This window comes from Bradyrhizobium sp. NDS-1 (assembly GCF_032918005.1).
GTDB classification, from domain to species: Bacteria; Pseudomonadota; Alphaproteobacteria; order Rhizobiales; family Xanthobacteraceae; genus Bradyrhizobium; species Bradyrhizobium tunisiense.
Window position 1 is genome coordinate 7,395,251 of record NZ_CP136628.1, and the last position, 17,194, is coordinate 7,412,444.

18 protein-coding genes are annotated in these 17,194 nt (G+C 64.6%); 10 read left to right on the forward strand and 8 right to left on the reverse strand.

Annotated features, from left to right (window positions below):
* Positions 1-18 precede the first annotated feature (18 nt).
* The 7 genes from RX330_RS34600 to RX330_RS34630 all read right to left on the reverse strand — a co-directional run bounded on the left by RX330_RS34600 (position 19) and on the right by RX330_RS34630 (position 5,342).
* Complete coding sequence (locus RX330_RS34600; RefSeq protein WP_317241487.1) at positions 19-732, reverse strand: ABC transporter ATP-binding protein; 714 nt, start codon at positions 730-732, stop codon at positions 19-21.
* Positions 725-1,492: an ABC transporter ATP-binding protein gene (locus RX330_RS34605; protein WP_212084035.1), complete on the reverse strand. Its 768-nt coding sequence runs from the start codon at positions 1,490-1,492 to the stop codon at positions 725-727. The genes RX330_RS34600 and RX330_RS34605 overlap by 8 nt, the downstream gene beginning before the upstream one ends.
* Positions 1,485-2,429: a branched-chain amino acid ABC transporter permease gene (locus RX330_RS34610; protein ID WP_212084033.1), complete on the reverse strand. Its 945-nt coding sequence runs from the start codon at positions 2,427-2,429 to the stop codon at positions 1,485-1,487. Before RX330_RS34610 ends, RX330_RS34605 begins: the two co-directional genes overlap by 8 nt.
* A complete protein-coding gene (locus RX330_RS34615; RefSeq protein WP_212084031.1) occupies positions 2,426-3,343 on the reverse strand; it encodes a branched-chain amino acid ABC transporter permease in 918 nt (305 codons plus the stop codon). The genes RX330_RS34610 and RX330_RS34615 overlap by 4 nt, the downstream gene beginning before the upstream one ends.
* 296 nt (positions 3,344-3,639) lie before the next feature.
* The gene (locus RX330_RS34620; RefSeq protein ID WP_212084029.1) at positions 3,640-3,858 is read right to left on the reverse strand and encodes a hypothetical protein; all 219 of its coding nucleotides are present in this window, start codon (positions 3,856-3,858) and stop codon (positions 3,640-3,642) included.
* A gap of 1 nt (position 3,859) precedes the next feature.
* Positions 3,860-4,519, reverse strand: a complete 660-nt coding sequence (locus tag RX330_RS34625) for an acyl-homoserine-lactone synthase (protein ID WP_317241488.1) — start codon at positions 4,517-4,519, stop codon at positions 3,860-3,862.
* A gap of 85 nt (positions 4,520-4,604) precedes the next feature.
* Positions 4,605-5,342: a helix-turn-helix transcriptional regulator gene (locus RX330_RS34630; RefSeq protein ID WP_212084025.1), complete on the reverse strand. Its 738-nt coding sequence runs from the start codon at positions 5,340-5,342 to the stop codon at positions 4,605-4,607.
* Positions 5,343-5,508: 166 nt separating this feature from the next.
* Here RX330_RS34630 and RX330_RS34635 point away from each other — a divergent pair, with 166 nt between their 5' ends.
* The 10 genes from RX330_RS34635 to RX330_RS34680 all read left to right on the forward strand — a co-directional run bounded on the left by RX330_RS34635 (position 5,509) and on the right by RX330_RS34680 (position 15,506).
* Complete coding sequence (locus tag RX330_RS34635; RefSeq protein ID WP_212084018.1) at positions 5,509-5,685, forward strand: hypothetical protein; 177 nt, start codon at positions 5,509-5,511, stop codon at positions 5,683-5,685.
* 291 nt (positions 5,686-5,976) lie between these two features.
* Positions 5,977-6,915, forward strand: a complete 939-nt coding sequence (locus RX330_RS34640) for a LysR family transcriptional regulator (RefSeq protein ID WP_317241489.1) — start codon at positions 5,977-5,979, stop codon at positions 6,913-6,915.
* Between the two features lie 144 nt (positions 6,916-7,059).
* Positions 7,060-7,938: a shikimate dehydrogenase gene (locus RX330_RS34645; protein ID WP_317241490.1), complete on the forward strand. Its 879-nt coding sequence runs from the start codon at positions 7,060-7,062 to the stop codon at positions 7,936-7,938.
* Between the two features lie 56 nt (positions 7,939-7,994).
* Positions 7,995-9,125, forward strand: a complete 1,131-nt coding sequence (locus RX330_RS34650; protein ID WP_317241491.1) for an ABC transporter substrate-binding protein — start codon at positions 7,995-7,997, stop codon at positions 9,123-9,125.
* Positions 9,126-9,225: 100 nt separating this feature from the next.
* Positions 9,226-10,101 (forward strand): branched-chain amino acid ABC transporter permease, encoded by an 876-nt coding sequence (locus tag RX330_RS34655; RefSeq protein WP_317241492.1) that lies wholly within the window; start codon positions 9,226-9,228, stop codon positions 10,099-10,101.
* Entirely contained in the window at positions 10,098-11,096 is a 999-nt protein-coding gene (locus tag RX330_RS34660) for a branched-chain amino acid ABC transporter permease (RefSeq protein WP_317241493.1), read from the forward strand. Before RX330_RS34655 ends, RX330_RS34660 begins: the two co-directional genes overlap by 4 nt.
* Complete coding sequence (locus tag RX330_RS34665; RefSeq protein WP_317241494.1) at positions 11,093-11,836, forward strand: ABC transporter ATP-binding protein; 744 nt, start codon at positions 11,093-11,095, stop codon at positions 11,834-11,836. Before RX330_RS34660 ends, RX330_RS34665 begins: the two co-directional genes overlap by 4 nt.
* A gap of 9 nt (positions 11,837-11,845) precedes the next feature.
* Positions 11,846-12,583 carry an ABC transporter ATP-binding protein gene (locus RX330_RS34670; protein WP_317241495.1) on the forward strand — a complete coding sequence of 246 codons (738 nt, stop codon included), beginning with the start codon at positions 11,846-11,848 and terminating at the stop codon, positions 12,581-12,583.
* Positions 12,580-13,638: a Gfo/Idh/MocA family protein gene (locus RX330_RS34675; protein WP_317241496.1), complete on the forward strand. Its 1,059-nt coding sequence runs from the start codon at positions 12,580-12,582 to the stop codon at positions 13,636-13,638. The genes RX330_RS34670 and RX330_RS34675 overlap by 4 nt, the downstream gene beginning before the upstream one ends.
* Positions 13,635-15,506 carry a bifunctional sugar phosphate isomerase/epimerase/4-hydroxyphenylpyruvate dioxygenase family protein gene (locus RX330_RS34680; RefSeq protein ID WP_317241497.1) on the forward strand — a complete coding sequence of 624 codons (1,872 nt, stop codon included), beginning with the start codon at positions 13,635-13,637 and terminating at the stop codon, positions 15,504-15,506. Before RX330_RS34675 ends, RX330_RS34680 begins: the two co-directional genes overlap by 4 nt.
* 286 nt (positions 15,507-15,792) lie before the next feature.
* Here the strand turns inward: RX330_RS34680 and RX330_RS34685 are convergent, their stop codons facing one another.
* On the reverse strand, positions 15,793-16,965 hold the full coding sequence (locus tag RX330_RS34685) for an ABC transporter substrate-binding protein (RefSeq protein WP_212083990.1): 1,173 nt from the start codon (positions 16,963-16,965) through the stop codon (positions 15,793-15,795).
* Positions 16,966-17,194 lie beyond the last annotated feature (229 nt).

A 17,194-nucleotide genomic window follows, 5' to 3' on the forward strand; every position in this document is an offset into this window, starting at 1 on the left:
GATGGAGCGGCGAACGCGTCAGATGCCCAGATATTTGTGCTGGAGATCCGGTTCCGCCATCAGCTCGTCGGAGGTGCCGCTCCACACCGTCCTGCCGCGCTCGATGATGGTGTGGCGATCGCAGATGCGCGCGAGGTGGTCGACGTTCTTGTCGACGACCAGGATCGACTGGCCCCGGCTCTTGAGCAGCGACAGGCAGTTCCAGATTTCTTCGCGGATCAGCGGCGCGAGGCCCTCGGTCGCTTCGTCCAGAATCAGGAGCTTCGGGTTGGTCATCAGGGCGCGTCCGATCGCGAGCATCTGCTGCTCGCCGCCGGAGAGCTGGTTGCCCATGTTGGCCGCGCGCTCGGCGAGGCGCGGGAACAGCACATAGATCGCGGCCAGCGTCCAGGGATTGGGGCTGCCGAAACGATCGGCCGCGGCCGCGACCAGATTTTCGCGCACGGTGAGGTTCGGGAAGATCTGACGTCCCTCGGGGACCAGGCCGACGCCGAGTTTTGCAATTCTGTAGGACGGAAGCTGCCTGACCTCGGCACCCGCGAAACGGATGCTGCCGGCGCGCGCCGGCGTCAAGCCCATGATGGAGCGGATGGTCGTGGTCTTGCCCATGCCGTTGCGGCCCATCAGCGAGACCATCTCGCCCGGCCTGATCGACAGCGACAGGCCGAACAGCACCTGGGACACGCCGTAGCAGGTTTCGATGCCTTCGACGTCGAGCAGCGTGTCAGCCATGATGCGTCACCACGTGCTGATCGCCGAGATAGGCGCGCTTGACGTCCTCGTTCTGGCGGATCGCGGCGGGATCGCCCGAGGCGATGACGCGGCCATAGACCAGCACCGAGATGCGGTCGGCCAGCGCGAACACCGCCGCCATGTCGTGCTCGACAAGCACGATCGACACTTCCTTCCGCAGCTCCTGGAGCAGCTTCACCATGCGCTGGGATTCGGTAACACCCAAGCCGGCCATCGGCTCATCCAGCAGCAGCAGTTTCGGCTTGCTCGCGAGCGCGACCGCGAGCTCGAGTTCGCGACGCTCGCCATGGCTGAGCCTGGACACCACGACATCCGCGCGATGCAACAGGCCGACGCGATCGAGCGCGGCATGCGCGGCGTCGCGCAAACCTTTCTCCTTGCGCGCATTGGCGAAGAAGCGGAACGAGGTGCCGGCATGCGCCTGGGCTGCGAGCGCGACGTTGTCCGCGGCGGTGAAGTCGAGCAGCAACGAGGTGATCTGGAACGAACGCGCAAGGCCCAGCGCGCAGCGGCGATAGGCCGGCAGGTAGGTGATGTCGCGCCCGGCCAGCGAGACGCTGCCGGAATGCGGCTCGAGGTGCCCGGTGAGCTGGCTGATCAGCGTGGTCTTGCCGGCCCCGTTCGGGCCGATGATGGCGTGCAGCTCGCCGCTGGCGACGTCGAGCGAGACGTTGTCGGTTGCGATGATGCCGCCGAAGCGGCGCACCAGCTTTTCGACGCGGAGCAGGGGTTCAGCCACGGCCGGCCCTCCCGAGCATGCCCATGATGCCGCCGCGACCGAAAAGCACGATCAGCAGCAGCAGCGGGCCCATGATCAGCGCCCAATATTCGGTGATCTGCGACAGGAACTCTTCCAGCAGCAGGAACACGACCGAGCCCATGACCGGGCCGAACAGCGTGCCCATGCCGCCCAGGATCACCATGACCATGAGATCACCGGAGCGGGTCCAGTACATCACGGCCGGGCTGACGAAATCGGTGTTGTTGGCGAGCAGCGCGCCGGCGAGCCCGCACATGGTGCCCGAGATCACGAAGCAGACGAGCTGGTAGCGCTTGGCGGGGAAGCCGATCGCCTGCATGCGCTGCTCGTTGGAGCGCAGGCCCTGCACGACGAGGCCGAAGCGCGAATTGACGATGCGCCAGATCAGGAAGATGACGGCGAGCAGGCAGGCGAGGCAGAGATAATAGAACTGCGTGCGGTTGCCGAGATCGATCAGCCCGGAGAAGTCGCTGCGCTTGTAGACGGTGAGACCATCGTCGCCGCCGTAACGCGCGAGGCCCGAGGCGACGTAATAGGCCATCTGGGCGAAGGCCAATGTGATCATGATGAAATAGACGCCGCGGGTGCGAAGGGAGAGCGCACCGATCACGAGCGCGTAGATCGCGGAAGCCGCGAGCGCGACCGGGAACTGGATGAAGCCGCTCCCTACGCCTTCCTGCGCGAGCATGCCGACCGCATAACCGCCGATGCCGAGATAGGCGGCGTGGCCAAAGCTCATCATGCCGCCGAAGCCCATGATGAGATTGAGGCTCGCGGCCGCCAGGGCCAGGATGATGATGCGGGTGAACAGCGTCAGGATGAAGATGTTGCCCGACATTTGCGAATAGAGCGGCAGCAGCACGAGGCCCGCCAGCACCAGGACCGTGACGGCCTTGCTCACCGTGAAAGCCTTCATCGACGGTTGGCCGGAAACAGCCCCTCCGGCCGAACCACCAGCACGATCGCCATGAGGAGATAGATCAGCATGGACGACAGCGCGGGCGCGGCGGTGGAGGCAGCGGCGCCGCTCAGCACCTGCCGCAGCAGATTGGGCAGGAAGGCGCGGCCGAGCGTGTCGATCATGCCGACGAAGATCGCGGCGAGGAAGGCGCCACGGATCGAGCCGATGCCGCCGATCACGATGATGACGAAGGCGAGGATCAGGATGTTCTCGCCCATGCCGATCTGCACGGTGAGGATCGGCGCCTGCATCAGCCCGGCAAGGCCGGCGAGCGCGGCGCCAAGCCCGAACACCAGCGTGTAGAGCAGCTTGATGTTGATGCCGAGCGCGCCGATCATCTCGCGGTTGGAGGCGCCGGCCCGGATCAACATGCCGATGCGGGTGCGCATCACGCCGAGATAGAGCAGCAGCGCGACCAGCAGCGCGACGACGATGATGGCAAGGCGATAGGCGGGATAATGGATGCCGGGCAGGATCGGCACCGGCACGGTGAGCCAGGCCGGCAGCGGCAGCGCCAGGCCCGCCGGGCCCCAGATCAACCGCACGGCCTCGTTGAAGAACAGGATCAGGCCGAAGGTCGCGAGCACGTGGTCGAGATGGTCGCGGCCGTAGAGATGCCGCAGTGCCGACACTTCGAGCACGATGCCGAGCACGAGCGTGGCCCCTAGCGCCATCAGCGCACCGAGCAGGAAGCTGCCGGTCCACGCCGCGAAGGTCGCGGCGAAATAGGCGCCCATCATGTAGAGCGAGCCGTGCGCGAGGTTGACGAGATCCATGATCCCGAACACCAGCGTCAAGCCGGCTGCGAGCAGGAACAGCAGCAGGCCGAACTGCAATCCGTTCAGGAACTGTTCGACGACGAGCAGCATCAAGACTCTTTCAGGCGCACGCGGTGTCGCGCCGATGTTCGAGCACGGTCGCCATCAGTGAAAGAGCTCCCCCTGCCTGTTCAAGGCGGAAAAATGGGTAATGGCAGTATCGTTCCGAGGCAAGAGCGATTCGACATTCAACATGCACTTTGTTGCATCCCGGCGCAGGCGAGCCGAAACCTGCCCTGCAATGCAAAAAGGTTGCCGCGCGACATGGGTCAAGCTGCCGCACCCAAACGATCACCCTCCCCCGGGCGGGCCGAGGGAGGGTGCGACGTTCGTTGGAATGTGAGCGTCTAGTGCGACGTCATCCGCTGGGGAAGGTCATCCGGTTCGGCGAGCACGCTATTGGCCGTCGAGGCCTCCAGCGCCGCCATCCGGAACAGATAGGCGAGCGTCGCCAGTCCGGTGTCTTCCGCCATCTGCGCCAGCTCGATCGCCATGTCGGACATGTAGCCGAGATTCTCGTCCTTGATCTGCGCCATGATCTGGCTGTCCCGCATCATGTTCGACATCTCAGGCGCTCTTTCGTTGCGCGGCAGCAGCGCCGCAGAGGTTGGCACGGGCAATGCAGTCGATCCGCGGACCGTCCTGCTGGACGACGCTCGTCATCCCGATACGGTCACGCACGACATCGAGCGACTCCTGACGGATCTCGATCGTTGCCGCCATGGTCCAGGAATTCTCCACCAGCGCGGGCAATCCCAGCGGCACCACGACGAATCCGATGTCGTGGAAGCGCGGCAGCCACCAGGTCTCCATCACGAGGCAAAGCCGCTCGATGCCCTGGTCGAGACAGAACTCCTGCGCAGCCGCCATCAATTGCAGATTGAATGCGCCGTCGCGGCGCTCGCGCGAGACGAAGAAGCGCGACCACTCCCAGACCAGCGGATGCGAGGGGCAACCGCGCACCGTGGCGAGATGCGGGAAGACCTCGCTCATCATCGTCGGCCTGGTGGTCGGATAAAGGCGCGAGCCGCCGAGGACCCGGCGGTTCTCGAGAGCCAGCAGGTAGACCGCGTCCTCATTGTCGTAGGTATCGATCTCGCGGCCATCGGGCTTGCGCAACGCCTCCCATTTCCGCTCCTCGACGAAAATCTCGTGACGAACCCGAAAATGCTGTTCGAGGACGTCCTCGTACAGGTGCCGGTTGACGGCTGAAATCACATGAATCATGAACTCCCCCATGGCTTGAAATGAGGGGAGCCTCGGCGAAAAAGGCAAAACCGACTATTGGGAAATTTCCCAGTAGGCGAGGATTTCAGGGATTGATGATTCTGTGGCGGATCGCGATCGCGACCGCATGCGTCCGGTTGACGGCGCCGAGCTTGCGCGCGGCGGTTGAAAGATGCTCTTCCGCCGTGCGCTGCGTGATGTGCAGGATCTCGCCGATCTCCCACGCCGACTTGCCCTGCGAGGCCCAGGCGATCACCTCGCGCTCGCGGGGGGTGAGGCGCATCGATGGATGCGGCGCCGGATCGAGCAGACGGCGAATGTGGTCGAAGCCGTACATCCCGATCAGGTGCAGCGCCGGCTTGCTGCGCGCATTGAGATCGAGGTGGACGCCACTGAGCGAGACGCCGGCCTCGTAGCCGGTCAGGCCGTGGATCGGCACGACGAAGCCACGCGACATGCGGAAATCGGCGGCGCGCCGCATCACCTCCACCGCACCCGGCTCCAGCTCCGCATCGTACGGCGCTTCAGACCATTCGAACGGGTTCACCGTCTGCCGGCATTTGCGGATCACGGGATCGACACGGTCGTAGCTCTTTTGGGTGTAGAGGCTGAACCATTCCGCCGGCCACTTCTTGGCGAGCACCATCTGGGAAAAGCGTTGCTCGGGATTGGGCAGGCCCGTCACGATGATATGTTCGAAACCGTAGCGGCCGAACGCGGCTGCAAGCGCGTCCATGGCGTCCGGAACCTTGGTGTAGGCTCCGAGCCCTTCGATGAAGTCGAGCGCCTCCCGGCCATAATCAACGGCGTCTGCGGCGGACATCGGTGCGTTTCCTGACCCTCGCCCCTCCGTATAGCACGTATTCGGGAGCGGCCTCAAATGCGCTGCGGCCGTAGTTTCCCGGTGCTCATCTGCTCGGAAGATTTCAGCTACTTGTGGCAGAATAGGCATCAAGTTACACCTGAGCGGTCCGCAGCGGGAAAAACAGATGGAAGACGAGGACATTGCCCTCAACAGCGTGCTCGGCCTCGAATTGAACCGCGTGTTTTTCGCCGTCCACGAAACGGCGAACAAGCAGAAGATCATCGAGTTCGCGCGCGAGGTGCTGCAAGGCGAGCGCGAGGCGCTGGCCGACAGCGTCTCGCCGGAAGAGCCGGCGAGCTGAAGCGCGGTTGCGGCGAACGATACCGACGCAACAGATCGCGCGACGCCGCCCTCCATTCGAAACGCGTTGGTTTTAGTCGAAACAATCTGAACGAGAAGTTGCCTTTCCTTCTCCCCTTGTGGGAGAAGGTGGCGAAGCGCCGGATGAGGGGTTGTCTCCGCGCACTCATCGCGGCAGGATCATTCGCGGAAACAACCCCTCATCCGTCTCGCCGCTGAGCGGCGAGCCACCCTCTCCCACAAGGGGAGTGGGAAGGCAGCGCCGCCATGATGGTGTCGGGATGCCCTCTTCATGATGACGCTGCGCCAGGTTGAAGTGATCCGGGCCGTGATGGTGACGGGCACCATCGGCGGTGCGGCGAAGCTGCTCAACGTCTCGGCGCCGGGCATCAGCCGCCTCGTCAAATACACCGAGCGCTCACTCGGCATCCGCTTCTTCCAGCGCCAGAACGGGCGTTACTTCCCGACGCCGGAAGCCGAAAATATCTTCGAGCAGATCAACGGCGTCTACAAGAAGGTCGACGATCTCTCGGAGATCATCTCCAAGATCGGCCGCGGCGGGTTGTCCGAACTGCGGATCGGCTCGGTACCCAGCATCTCGCAGGTGATGGTGCCGCGCGCGATCGAGCGTGTCCGCCGCCGCTATCCCGACCTCGGTATCGACATCAACATCCTCAAGCTTGAGGAGGCCATCGACTATCTCATGCTCGGGCGCGGCGAGTGCGTGGCGATGAGCTACCGGCTGGAGCATTCCGCGCTCGACTTCATGCCGCTCGCCTCGGGCGAGCTGTACTGCATCGTGCCACCGGGACACGAGCTCGCCGGCCGCAAGCAGGTCTCGGCCGCCGAGATCACCCGCTACCCGCTGATCGGCATCGATCCCAACGATCCCTACGGCCGGATCATGGCCGAAATCTTCGCGCGCAACCGGCTTGACTACGACATCACCATCCGCGCGCGCTTCGGTACCACGGTCTGCGCGCTGGTGAAGGCCGGACTCGGCATCGCCATCATCGACCAGTTCACGGTGGCCCATGGCGGCTATCCCGGAATCGAGCTCTTGAAGATCGCCGAGCCGACGCGGTTCGACACCTACATCGCGGTCAAGCGCGGCGCGCCGCTGTCACTCCATGCCGAGTATTTCATCGAGGCGCTGCGCGCCGAGATGCGCGCGGTCGAGCCGTCCCGCGGCAATGGAAAGGCGGCGCCGGGGCGTGCGCGAAAGAGATAACATGATGTTAGGTTTACCGGATAAAAGGGTAATTGTGTTAGGCAACGGACAGGCTATCGTCGCAGCTGGAAGCTCCCTTGGAGTTGCGCGGATTTTCCCGCTAATGACCGGGACCGAACGCTCCCTTTGAGACGATAGCGAACCATGTCGAAGCGCGGATACGCCGCCAGCCAGAAGCTCCTCACCGGCCTGATCGGCGCGCCGATCGCGCATTCCGCGTCCCCTGCCATGCACGAGCGCGCCGCCGAGGCGCTCGGCCTGCGCGGCCACTACCAGCTCATCGAGGTCGCCGGCGCCGACGCGGCCGGGCTGCGCATGATGCTCGAAGGCGTGCGGCGGCTCGGCTTTGCCGGCGTCAACATCACCTATCCCTACAAGGAAGCGGTGGTCCCGCTGCTCGACGCGCTGGCGCCGGGCGCTGCCGCCATGGGCGCGGTCAACACCGTCGTCGTCAGAGACGGCCGCCTGACCGGCCACAACACCGACACCACCGGCTTTGCGCGCGCGGTGGCGCCGCTGCTGGCCGCGTCCGCCAACGCCGTGGCGGTGATCGGCGCCGGCGGCGTCGGCAAGGCGATCGCGTTTGCACTGGCGAGCCTCGGCGTGACCGACATCCGCATCTTCGACAGCGAGCCGGCGCGTGCCGAAAAGCTGGTTTCCCTGCTCGCCCCGCGCGGCGGCGCTCGCGCTGCCGCCAGCGTCGAGGATGCACTCGATGGCGCAACCGGCCTCGTCAACGGCACGCCGGTCGGCATGCTGCCGAACCGGGACACGCCAGTGCCGGCGGCACTGCTCAGGGCGGACCTGTGGGTCGCCGACGCCGTCTATTCGCCGCTGGTCACGCCGCTGCTGGCCGCAGCGCGAGAGAAGGGTGCCCGGACCATGACCGGCCGCGAGCTCGCGATCTACCAGGCGGCGGATGCCTTCGAACTGTTCACCGGCCTTGCCCCATCGACGGAAGTCATGGGAGAGGCTTTCGATGCCGTGATGGCTGCGCGCAGCGCCGCCTATCAGGCAGCTTGAGACGAGGCGGCCGGATACAAGGCCGCTTGCAAAATTTGAAACGTGAGGAGACGACGATGAAATCAACGCTACTGGTGGGCGCGCTGCTCACCGCCATGACCGCAACCAGCGCCTTTGCCCAGGCGATCAAGCTCGCCGACGTCGCCGAGCTCTCGGGTGGCGGCGCCACGGTCGGCACCAATTGGAAGAACGGCATCGATCTCGCGATCGAAGAGATCAACGCCAAGGGCGGCGTGCTCGGCCGCAAGCTGGAGGTCACCCACGCCGACTCGCAATCCAATCCGGGCGTGGCGCGTGCCCAGGTCCAGAAGGCGCTCGACGCCGAGCCCTACGTGCTGCTCGGGCCCGGCTATTCCGGCTCGGTGAAGGTCACAGCCCCGCTCGCGGCCGAAGCCGGCATCGCGCAGATCATGGGCGGCGAAGCGGCCGAGCTGACGCAGGGCGGCAACAAGTTCCTGTTCCGCACCTCGTTCGGCCAGCAATCCTCGATGCCGAAGGTTGCGAAGTACATCCACGACGAGATGAAGGCGAAGACGGTCGCAGTGGTCTGGGTCAACAACGACTTTGGCCGCGGCGGGCGCGATGTCGTCATCAAGGAGCTGGACCGGCTCGGCTCGAAGGTGGTCGCCGACCTCTCCACCGAAGCGGGTCAGGCCGATTTCGCCGCTGACGTCGGCAAGATCAAGGCTGCCAATCCCGGCGCCGTCTTCGTCTATCTCAACGAGGAAGAGAGCGCGCGCATCCTGAAAGAGCTGAAGCGCCAGGGCGTCAGCGCACCCCTGATGGGCGAGACCACGCTGATCGGCCAGAAGGTGATCGAGCTTGCGGGCGATGCCGCCAACGGGGCACGCGGCCATGTCGGCCTCACCACCGATGCGCCGGTCGACCTGATCAAGCAATTCCGCGAGAAGTTCTCGAAGAAGTACAATTACGTCCCCGACCACAACGGCCTGAAGGGCTATCTCGCGGTCTACATGGTGAAGGCCACCACCGAGAAGATGGGCAAGGTCGACCCGAAGAAATTCGCCGACACGCTGCACGGCCTCACCATCAAGGCCGCGGACGAGCCGGGCATCCTGATGGACGTCACCTTCAGCGAGACCGGCGACATCGACCGCCAGAGCTTTCTGGTGGAGGTGGTCGAGGGCAAGCAGGTCGTGAAGCAGGTGCTGCCTAAGGTGAAGTGAGGACTCCCCTTCTCCCTCGCCCCGCCCTTCGCGGGGAGAGGGAGTGATAGGCCTGAATTCGCGTGGCGTTCACTCGGGCTCTAACGATCAAAGAGAACCCATGTCCAATCTGTTCGATCTTCTGGTCGCAGGACTTGCCACCGGCGCGATCTATGCGCTGGTCGCGGTCGGCTTCACGCTGCTGTGGCAGACCTCGCAGACCATCAATTTCGCGCAAGGCGAGTTCGTGATGCTGCCGGCCTTCCTGATGTTGGCGGCGATGCATGTCGGCGCGCCGTTCTGGCTCGCGATCATCCTCGGCATCCTCTTGTCGATGATCCTGCTCGGCCTCGCCTTCAAGCTGCTGCTGGTGGACTCCATGATGCGCCACGGCGTGCTGCCGCTCGCGATCGCAACCATGGCGTTGGCGATCGGCATCAAGGAATCCGTCAAGCAGTTCTTCAGCGCCGAAGCCCAGCCCTTTCCATCCATCGTGCCGACCGGTGACGTCTCAATTTTCGGCTATGCGGTGTCGCTGCAGAGCATCGGCGTGCTCGTCGTCGCCATCCTCGCCGTGGTCGGCCTGACCACGCTGCTCAACCGCACCTCGCTCGGCCACCAGATGCAGGCGGCTGCCCAGAACCCGACGGTGGCCCGCATCATCGGCGTGCCGGTCGAGCGCATGATCCTGCTGACCTTCCTGATCAATGCCTTCCTGGTGGCGCTGGCTTCGTTGCTGATCACGCCGATCTATCTCGCCAAATTCTCATCCGGCGAGGTGCTGGGCCAAGCCGCCTTCATCGCCGCGATCGTCGGCGGCTTCAACCAGGTGCGCGGGGCGATCGCGGGCGGCCTGCTGATCGGCGTGCTCGACAATCTCGCAGCCGCCTATGTCTCGACGCAGTACCGCGCCGCCGTGCCGATGCTCTTCCTGATCGCCGTCATCCTGTTCCGGCCGCAGGGCTTGCTCGGCCGCGCCGAGGAGCGCACGGTATGACCGGCTTTGCCAAACCCCTGAAGATCGCGCTCGGCCTTGCCGTGATCGCCGCGCTGATCATCGTGCCCATGAACTTCAACCGCTACGGCCTGTTCATCCTGAGCCAATGGGCCGTGATGAGCATCGCCGCGATGGGGCTCAATCTCACGCTCGGCTATGCCGGCCAGGTCTCGCTGGCGCAGGGCGCCTTCGTCGGCATCGGCGCCTACGCGTCCGCCATCATGACCACGCATGGCTGGCCGTTGCCGGCGGCTATTCTGGTCGCGATCGCCTTGAGCTTCGCCGTCGGCTGGGTGCTCGGCTATCCCGCGCTGCGCGTGCAGCATCACTATCTCGCCTTCGTCACGCTCGCCTTTTCCACCCTCGCCTTCCTGGTGTTCCGCAACGAGAGCTGGCTCACCGGCGGCATCTACGGCATCTCCAATATTCCCCGCCCGAACATCTTCGGATTCGCGACCAACAAGCCGCTGCCGTTCTATTATGTCTGCCTCGGCGCGCTCGCGATCGTGTCGCTGGCGGTGTGGTGGCTGATCCGTTCGCCCTGGGGCCGCGCCTTCATGGCGCTGCGCGAGAACCCGCTGCGCGCGCAATCGCTCGGCATCGACACGCGCCGCTACACGCTGATGGCGTTCGCGATCGGCTCGGCACTCGGCGGCGTCGCCGGCGCGCTCTATGCGCCGCTGACGCAATATATCGATCCGGTGCCGTTCAACCTCTCGCTCTCGCTCGACCTGCTGATGATGGTGATCGTCGGCGGCGCCGGTTTCTATTTCGGCCCGTTCCTCGGGGCGATGATCGCGGTGCTGCTGCCGGAATGGCTGCGCTTCACCGAAGGCTATTATCTGATGCTCTATGCCGTGGCGGTGATGCTGCTGCTGATCTGGTCGCCGACCGGCATTCTCGGGATCCTCGACCGTTATCTTGCCGAACGCCGCACCAAGGCAGCGTCCGCGCTGCGCGCCGTCGCAAAATCCCGACTGGAGGCAGCGCAATGAGTGCGGTCCTCGAAGTCACCGACATCAGGAAGAACTTTGGTGGCATCAGCGCCGTCGATGGCGTTTCCTTCGACGTGCGCGAGGGCGAGATCCTCGGCCTGATCGGACCGAACGGCTGCGGCAAGTCGACCCTGTTCAACTGCATCCTCGGCCAGCTCACTCCAAGCGGTGGCGAGGTCAAGCTCGACGGCAAGCTGGTCACCGGCCTGCGTCCTGCCGAGCTCAACAAGCTCGGCGTCAGCCGCACCTTCCAGCTCCTTCAGGTGTTCCCAAAACTCTCGGTCCGCGAGAACCTGATCCTCGCAGGGCAAGAGCATCAGGGCAACATGGCCTCGCGCCTCGTCGGCCGCTCCGATGCCGGGCTCACCGAGACCGCCAACCAGATGATCGGCTTCTTCAAGCTCGACCATCTCGCAGACGAGCCCGCCGGCGGCCTCTCCTATGGCCAGCAAAAGCTGCTCGACGCCGCCATGGCCTTCATGGGCGGCCCGCGCCTCGTGCTGCTCGACGAGCCCGCCGGCGGCGTCAACCCGTCGATGCTGGCGGATCTGAAGGACCGCCTCGTCGCGATCAACCGCCAGAAGAACGCCACCTTCGTCGTGATCGAGCACAACATGGAGTTCGTGATGTCGCTGTGCTCGCGCGTGATGGTGATGGCGGAAGGCAAGGTGCTGGCGATGGGACGGCCCGACGAAGTGCGCAAGAACCCCGCCGTGATCGAAGCCTATCTCGGACATTAGGAAGCCAACATGAGCGACCCGATCCTCTCGGTTCACAATCTCGTCGGCGGCTACGGCAAGATGACGATCCTGAACGGCACCACGTTCTCGGTGCCGCCGGCGACCATCACCACCATCATCGGCCCGAACGGCGCCGGCAAGTCCACCGTGTTCAAGGCGATCTTCGGCCTGCTCAGGCTGCGCGAGGGCAAGATCAGCTTTGCCGGCCGCGACGTCACCAACTTAAGCCAGCGCGCGCTGCTCAATGCCGGCATCTGCTACGTGCCGCAGGGCCGCAACATCTTTCCCGAACTGTCGGTGCGTCACAACATCGAGCTCGGCGGCGTCGCCGCCGGAAAGGGACTCGACATGCCCCGGCGGATCGAGGCGGCGCTCGACCTGTTCCCGGCGCTGCGGCGGAAGTCGACGCAACAGGCCTCGACGCTCTCGGGCGGCGAGCAGAAGCAACTCGAGATCGCGCGCTCGCTGTTGCTCGAGCCGAAGCTGGTGTTGGTCGACGAGCCTTCGATCGGGCTATCGCCCCTGATGGTGCAGCAGACCTTCGATATCCTCAGAAGCCTGCGCGACCGCGGCGTCACCATCCTGATGATCGAGCAGAACGCGCGCTCGGCGCTGGAAATCTCGGACATCGGCATCGTGCTCGAGCTGGGCCAGACCCGCATGGTCGACGACGCCAAGCGCATTCTGAACGATCCGCGGATCGGCCAGTTGTTCCTCGGCGGCGCGATGGAGGAGAGTGCGGCATGAGCGCGGCAATGCGCATCGCCGTCGCCGGAGCCGGCCTGATCGGCCGCCGCCATATCGAGCTGATCACGGCATTGGAGGACTGCGAGCTCGCCGGCATCGCCGATCCCTCGCCCGCCGCGAAGGATTATGCACTGGCGCACAACGTGCCCTGCTATCCAGATCATCGCGCGCTGCTGGCACAGGAGAAGCCGGACGGTCTCGTCATCGCCTCGCCCAACACGCTGCATTTGCCGATGGCCCTTGATTGCGCCGCGGCGGGCGTTCCCGCGCTGATCGAGAAGCCGGTGACCGAGACGGTTGCCACCGCACAGCGCCTCTGTGCCACGGTGAGGCGCACCGGCGTGCCGATGCTGGTCGGTCACCACCGGCGGCACAATCCCATCATCAAGTCGGCCCGTGGAACAGTGGCAAGCGGCAAGCTCGGCCAGCTCACCGCAGTGGCCGGACTGTGGCTGCTGAAGAAACCGGACGATTATTTCGATGTCGCCTGGCGGCGTGAGGCGGGCGGCGGTCCGCTGCTGATCAATTTGATTCATGACATCGACAATCTCCGCTTCATCTGCGGCGAGATCGTCGAGGTGCAGGCGCTGACATCGAACAAGGTGCGCGGCCTCGCCGTCGAGGACACCGCGGCGCTCTTGCTGCGCTTCGCCAACGGCGCCCTCGGCACGGTGACCGTGTCGGATGCGACGCCGGCGCCATGGAGCTGGGAACTCACATCGGGCGAGAACGCGGTCTATCCCAGACAGGACCAGCCCTGTTACGTCTTCGCCGGAACTAAAGGCTCCCTCTCGGTGCCCACCATGGAGCTGTGGTCGTATCGACAAGATCCCGGCTGGCACGCGCCGCTGGTTCGCGAGCCCGTCGCACTCTCGGCTTACGATCCGCTCGCCGAGCAGCTTCGGCATTTCCTGGCCGTGATCGCCGGCCGCGAGCAGCCTCTGATTTCGGTCGAGGATGCAATGGGCACGCTCGCCGTCGTCGAGGCCGTCAGCGAAGCGGCGCGCACGGGACAAAAGATCTCGCCGGGGCAGATCATGGAGCAGGCCGCATGAACAAGCGCTCGATCGCCACCGTCTCGCTCTCGGGCTCCCTCGACGAAAAGCTTCGCGCCATTGCAGCGGCCGGCTTCGACGCGGTCGAGATCTTCGAGAACGATCTGCTGTCTTTCGGCTCAGGCCCGCGCGAGATCGCTATGCTCTGCAAGGAACTCAATCTCGAGATCTGCGCGTTCCAGCCGTTCCGCGATTTCGAAGGCATGCCCGAGCCGCAGCGCGCCCGCAACTTTGCCCGCGCGGAGCGAAAGTTCGATCTGATGCAGGAGCTTGGCACCGACCTGCTGCTGATCTGCTCCAACGTCTCGCCCGTCTCGCTCGGCGGCATCGACCGCGCCGCCGATGATTTTCGCGAGCTGGGCGAACGCGCGGCCAAGCGCTCCGTGCGCGTCGGCTACGAGGCATTGGCCTGGGGACGCCATGTCAACGACTACCGCGACGCCTGGGAGATCGTACGGCGCGCCGATCATCCCGCGATCGGGATCATCCTCGACAGCTTTCACACGCTCGCACCGGGCTTTCCAACCCGCGCGATGGCCTCGATCCCCGGCGACAAGATCTTTCTGGTGCAACTCGCGGACGCGCCGAAGCTCGAGCTCGATATCCTGTCCTGGAGCCGGCACTTCCGGTCCTTTCCCGGCCAGGGCGATCTGCCGGTCGGCGAGTTCATGGCGGCGATCGCAGCAACCGGCTATGCCGGACCGCTGTCGCTGGAGATCTTCAACGACCAGTTCCGCGCCGGCTCGGCTGCGCAGACCGCGGTGGACGGCCTGCGCTCACTGATCCTGCTGGAGGACCAGCTTGCACCGGATTGGCCGAAATTCGCCGCCGAGCCGCTGGCGCCGAAGGCGAAGAGCCGCGGTACCGGGTTCATCGAATTTGCCGTCAACGAGACCAAGGCCGGCGAGCTCGCCCGTCTGTTTTCGCAACTCGGCTTCCGCAAGACGGGCGCGCATCGCAGCAAGGCGGTGGAGCGCTGGTCGCAGGGCAAGGTGGAGCTCGTCATCAACAGCGAGACCGACGGGTTTGCCCATTCCCACTACGTCACGCACGGCCCCGGCGTCTGCGCGATCGCGCTCGACGTCGACAATGCCGGCCTTGCCATGCAGCGTGCCGAGACGCTGAAGGCGCGCACCTTCTACCAGCCGGTCGGGCCGGGCGAGCTGGAAATCCCCGCGATCCACGGTGTCGGCGGCAGCCTGCTCTATTTCCTCGACCAGGCCGGCAAGAACTGGGACACGGATTTCGAGCCTGTTGCGAGCGATGCGGGGGCGGATGCGCTGCTCGCCGTCGATCACATCGCGCAGTCGATGCCCTATGACGAGATGCTGTCCTGGCTGCTGTTCTACACCGGCATCCTCGACCTGACGCGGCTGCCGCAGATGGAGATCGCCGACCCCAGAGGTCTGGTGCAGAGCCAGGCCATCATCAACGCCGACCAGAGCCTGCGCTTCGTGCTCAACGGCTCTTCCGCCAACCGCACGCTGCCGGCGCGCTTCATCTCGGAGTTCTTCGGATCAGGCGTGCAGCACGTCGCATTCGCGTGCCCGGACATTTTTGCGGCGGTCGCGGAGATGCGCAAGCGCGGCGCGGATTTCCTGGACATCCCCGATAATTACTACGACGACATCGAAGCCAAATACGACCTCGCGCCCGAGCTGATGGCGCAGTTGCGCGTCAACCACATCCTCTACGATCGCGAGGGCGACGGCGAGTTCTTCCAGGTCTACACCCACATCTTCGACGAGCGCTTCTTCTTCGAGATCGTGGAGCGGCGGGACTACCGGGGCTTTGGCGCGGCCAATGCCGGAATCAGGCTCGCAGCGCAAGCCCGCGAGGTGCGGCCGGCGAGCATGCCGAGGGTATAGGTGTCTCTTTCTCGCACGTCGTTCTCCTCATCGTCATTGCGAGGAGCCCTTGCGACGAAGCAATCCAGACTGCCTCCGCGGAGGGATTCTGGATTGCTTCGCTGCGCTCGCAATGACTGTGCGGAGGCTATCGAGGAACATAGGGTGGGCAAAGGCGCGCTTGCGCCGTGCCCACCACCTCGCCGATTATGCGGTGCGAATGGTGGGCACGCTTCGCTTTGCCCACCCTACGATACTTACAATTGAAGGGGCAGAAGAGCCCCCTCATTCGGCGGCTACGCCGACCTCACTTCATCTTGCACTTCTCGTGGAAGCGATCCTGGTCGTTCTCGACGATGGTCGCGACCGTCTTGAGCGCGAGCTGGCCTTCGGCGTCCTTGACCACGTCCTGCAGGTAGAAGTTCTGAATCGGGATGTGGTTGTTGCCGAACTTGAACGCGCCGCGCACCGACTTGAAGTTGGCCTTCTCCATTTCGGCCTTCATTGCGTCCTTCTTGCTGGTGTCGCCCTTCACGGCGACGACGGCGCTGTTGATCAGGTTCGCAGCGTCGTAGGACTGCGCGCCATAGAAGGTCGGACGCAGGCCGGGATACTTCTTGCGGTAGTCGGCGACGAAGCGCTTGTTCTGTTCGTTGGGGAGGTCGTTGACCCATTGCTGCGCGCCGGGCACCCCGAGCGCGTTCTCCTTCTGGAGCGGCAGCGACAGCTCGTCGATGGTGAAGGCGGTGTAGAGCGGCATCGTGCTCTTCAGCCCGGCCTGAGCATATTGGTTCAGGAATTGTACGCCCGCAGCACCTGGATAGAACACGAAGATCGACTCGGCGCCGGAGGCACGCGCCTTGGAGAGCTCGGCCGAGAAGTCGAGCTGGCTCGGCCACACCGTGTATTCCTCACCCACGACCTGCCCTTTGAAGGTACTCTTGACACCAGCCAGCATGTCCTTGCCGGCGGCGTAGTTCGGGCCGATCAGGAACACCGACTTGACGCCCTTCTGGTTCATATAGGTGCCGACCGCCTGCGGTGTCTGGTCGTTCTGCCAGGAAGTCGAGAACACGTAAGGCGAGCACAGATCGCCCGCGAGCTGCGAAGGGCCGGCATTGGCCGAGATCAGGAAGGTCTGCGAATCCACCGCGGTCTTGAGCGAGGCCAGCAGCACGTTCGACCAGATGTAGCCGACGATGAAATCGACCTTGTCGGACTGTACCAGCTTCTCGGTCTTCTGCTTGCCGACGTCGGGCTTCTGCCCGTCGTCCTCGTAGATCACCTCGACCGGCTTGCCGTCCATCTTGCGGCCGAGATGATCGAGCGCGAGCTCGAAGGAGTTGCGCATGTCGTTGCCGATCACGGCGGTCGGGCCGCTGAAGGTCGAAACGAAGCCGATCTTGATGGTGTCGCCGGCGGATGCCTGATTTGCCAGCACGAGCGCCGCTGCGCCCGCCAGCCAGAATGCCGTCCTCATAACCACTCCCCTCCTTAATTATTGAGCCCGCAAGCGGGGTGATCGCCGCCCGGGTCGTCTCTATTGAACGCAAAATCCATCGAGCCGCCAATGGCTCAGCGCCTGCCCTGCACCATATTTCGCGCCCGTCGCGGATGGCAAGAAATATAATTCTACTTACTTCGGCCCAAGGTCCAAGGTTGGCCCAAGCCCGGTCCGGGGGCTGCGGCGCTTTTTCCGCGCCGGACCG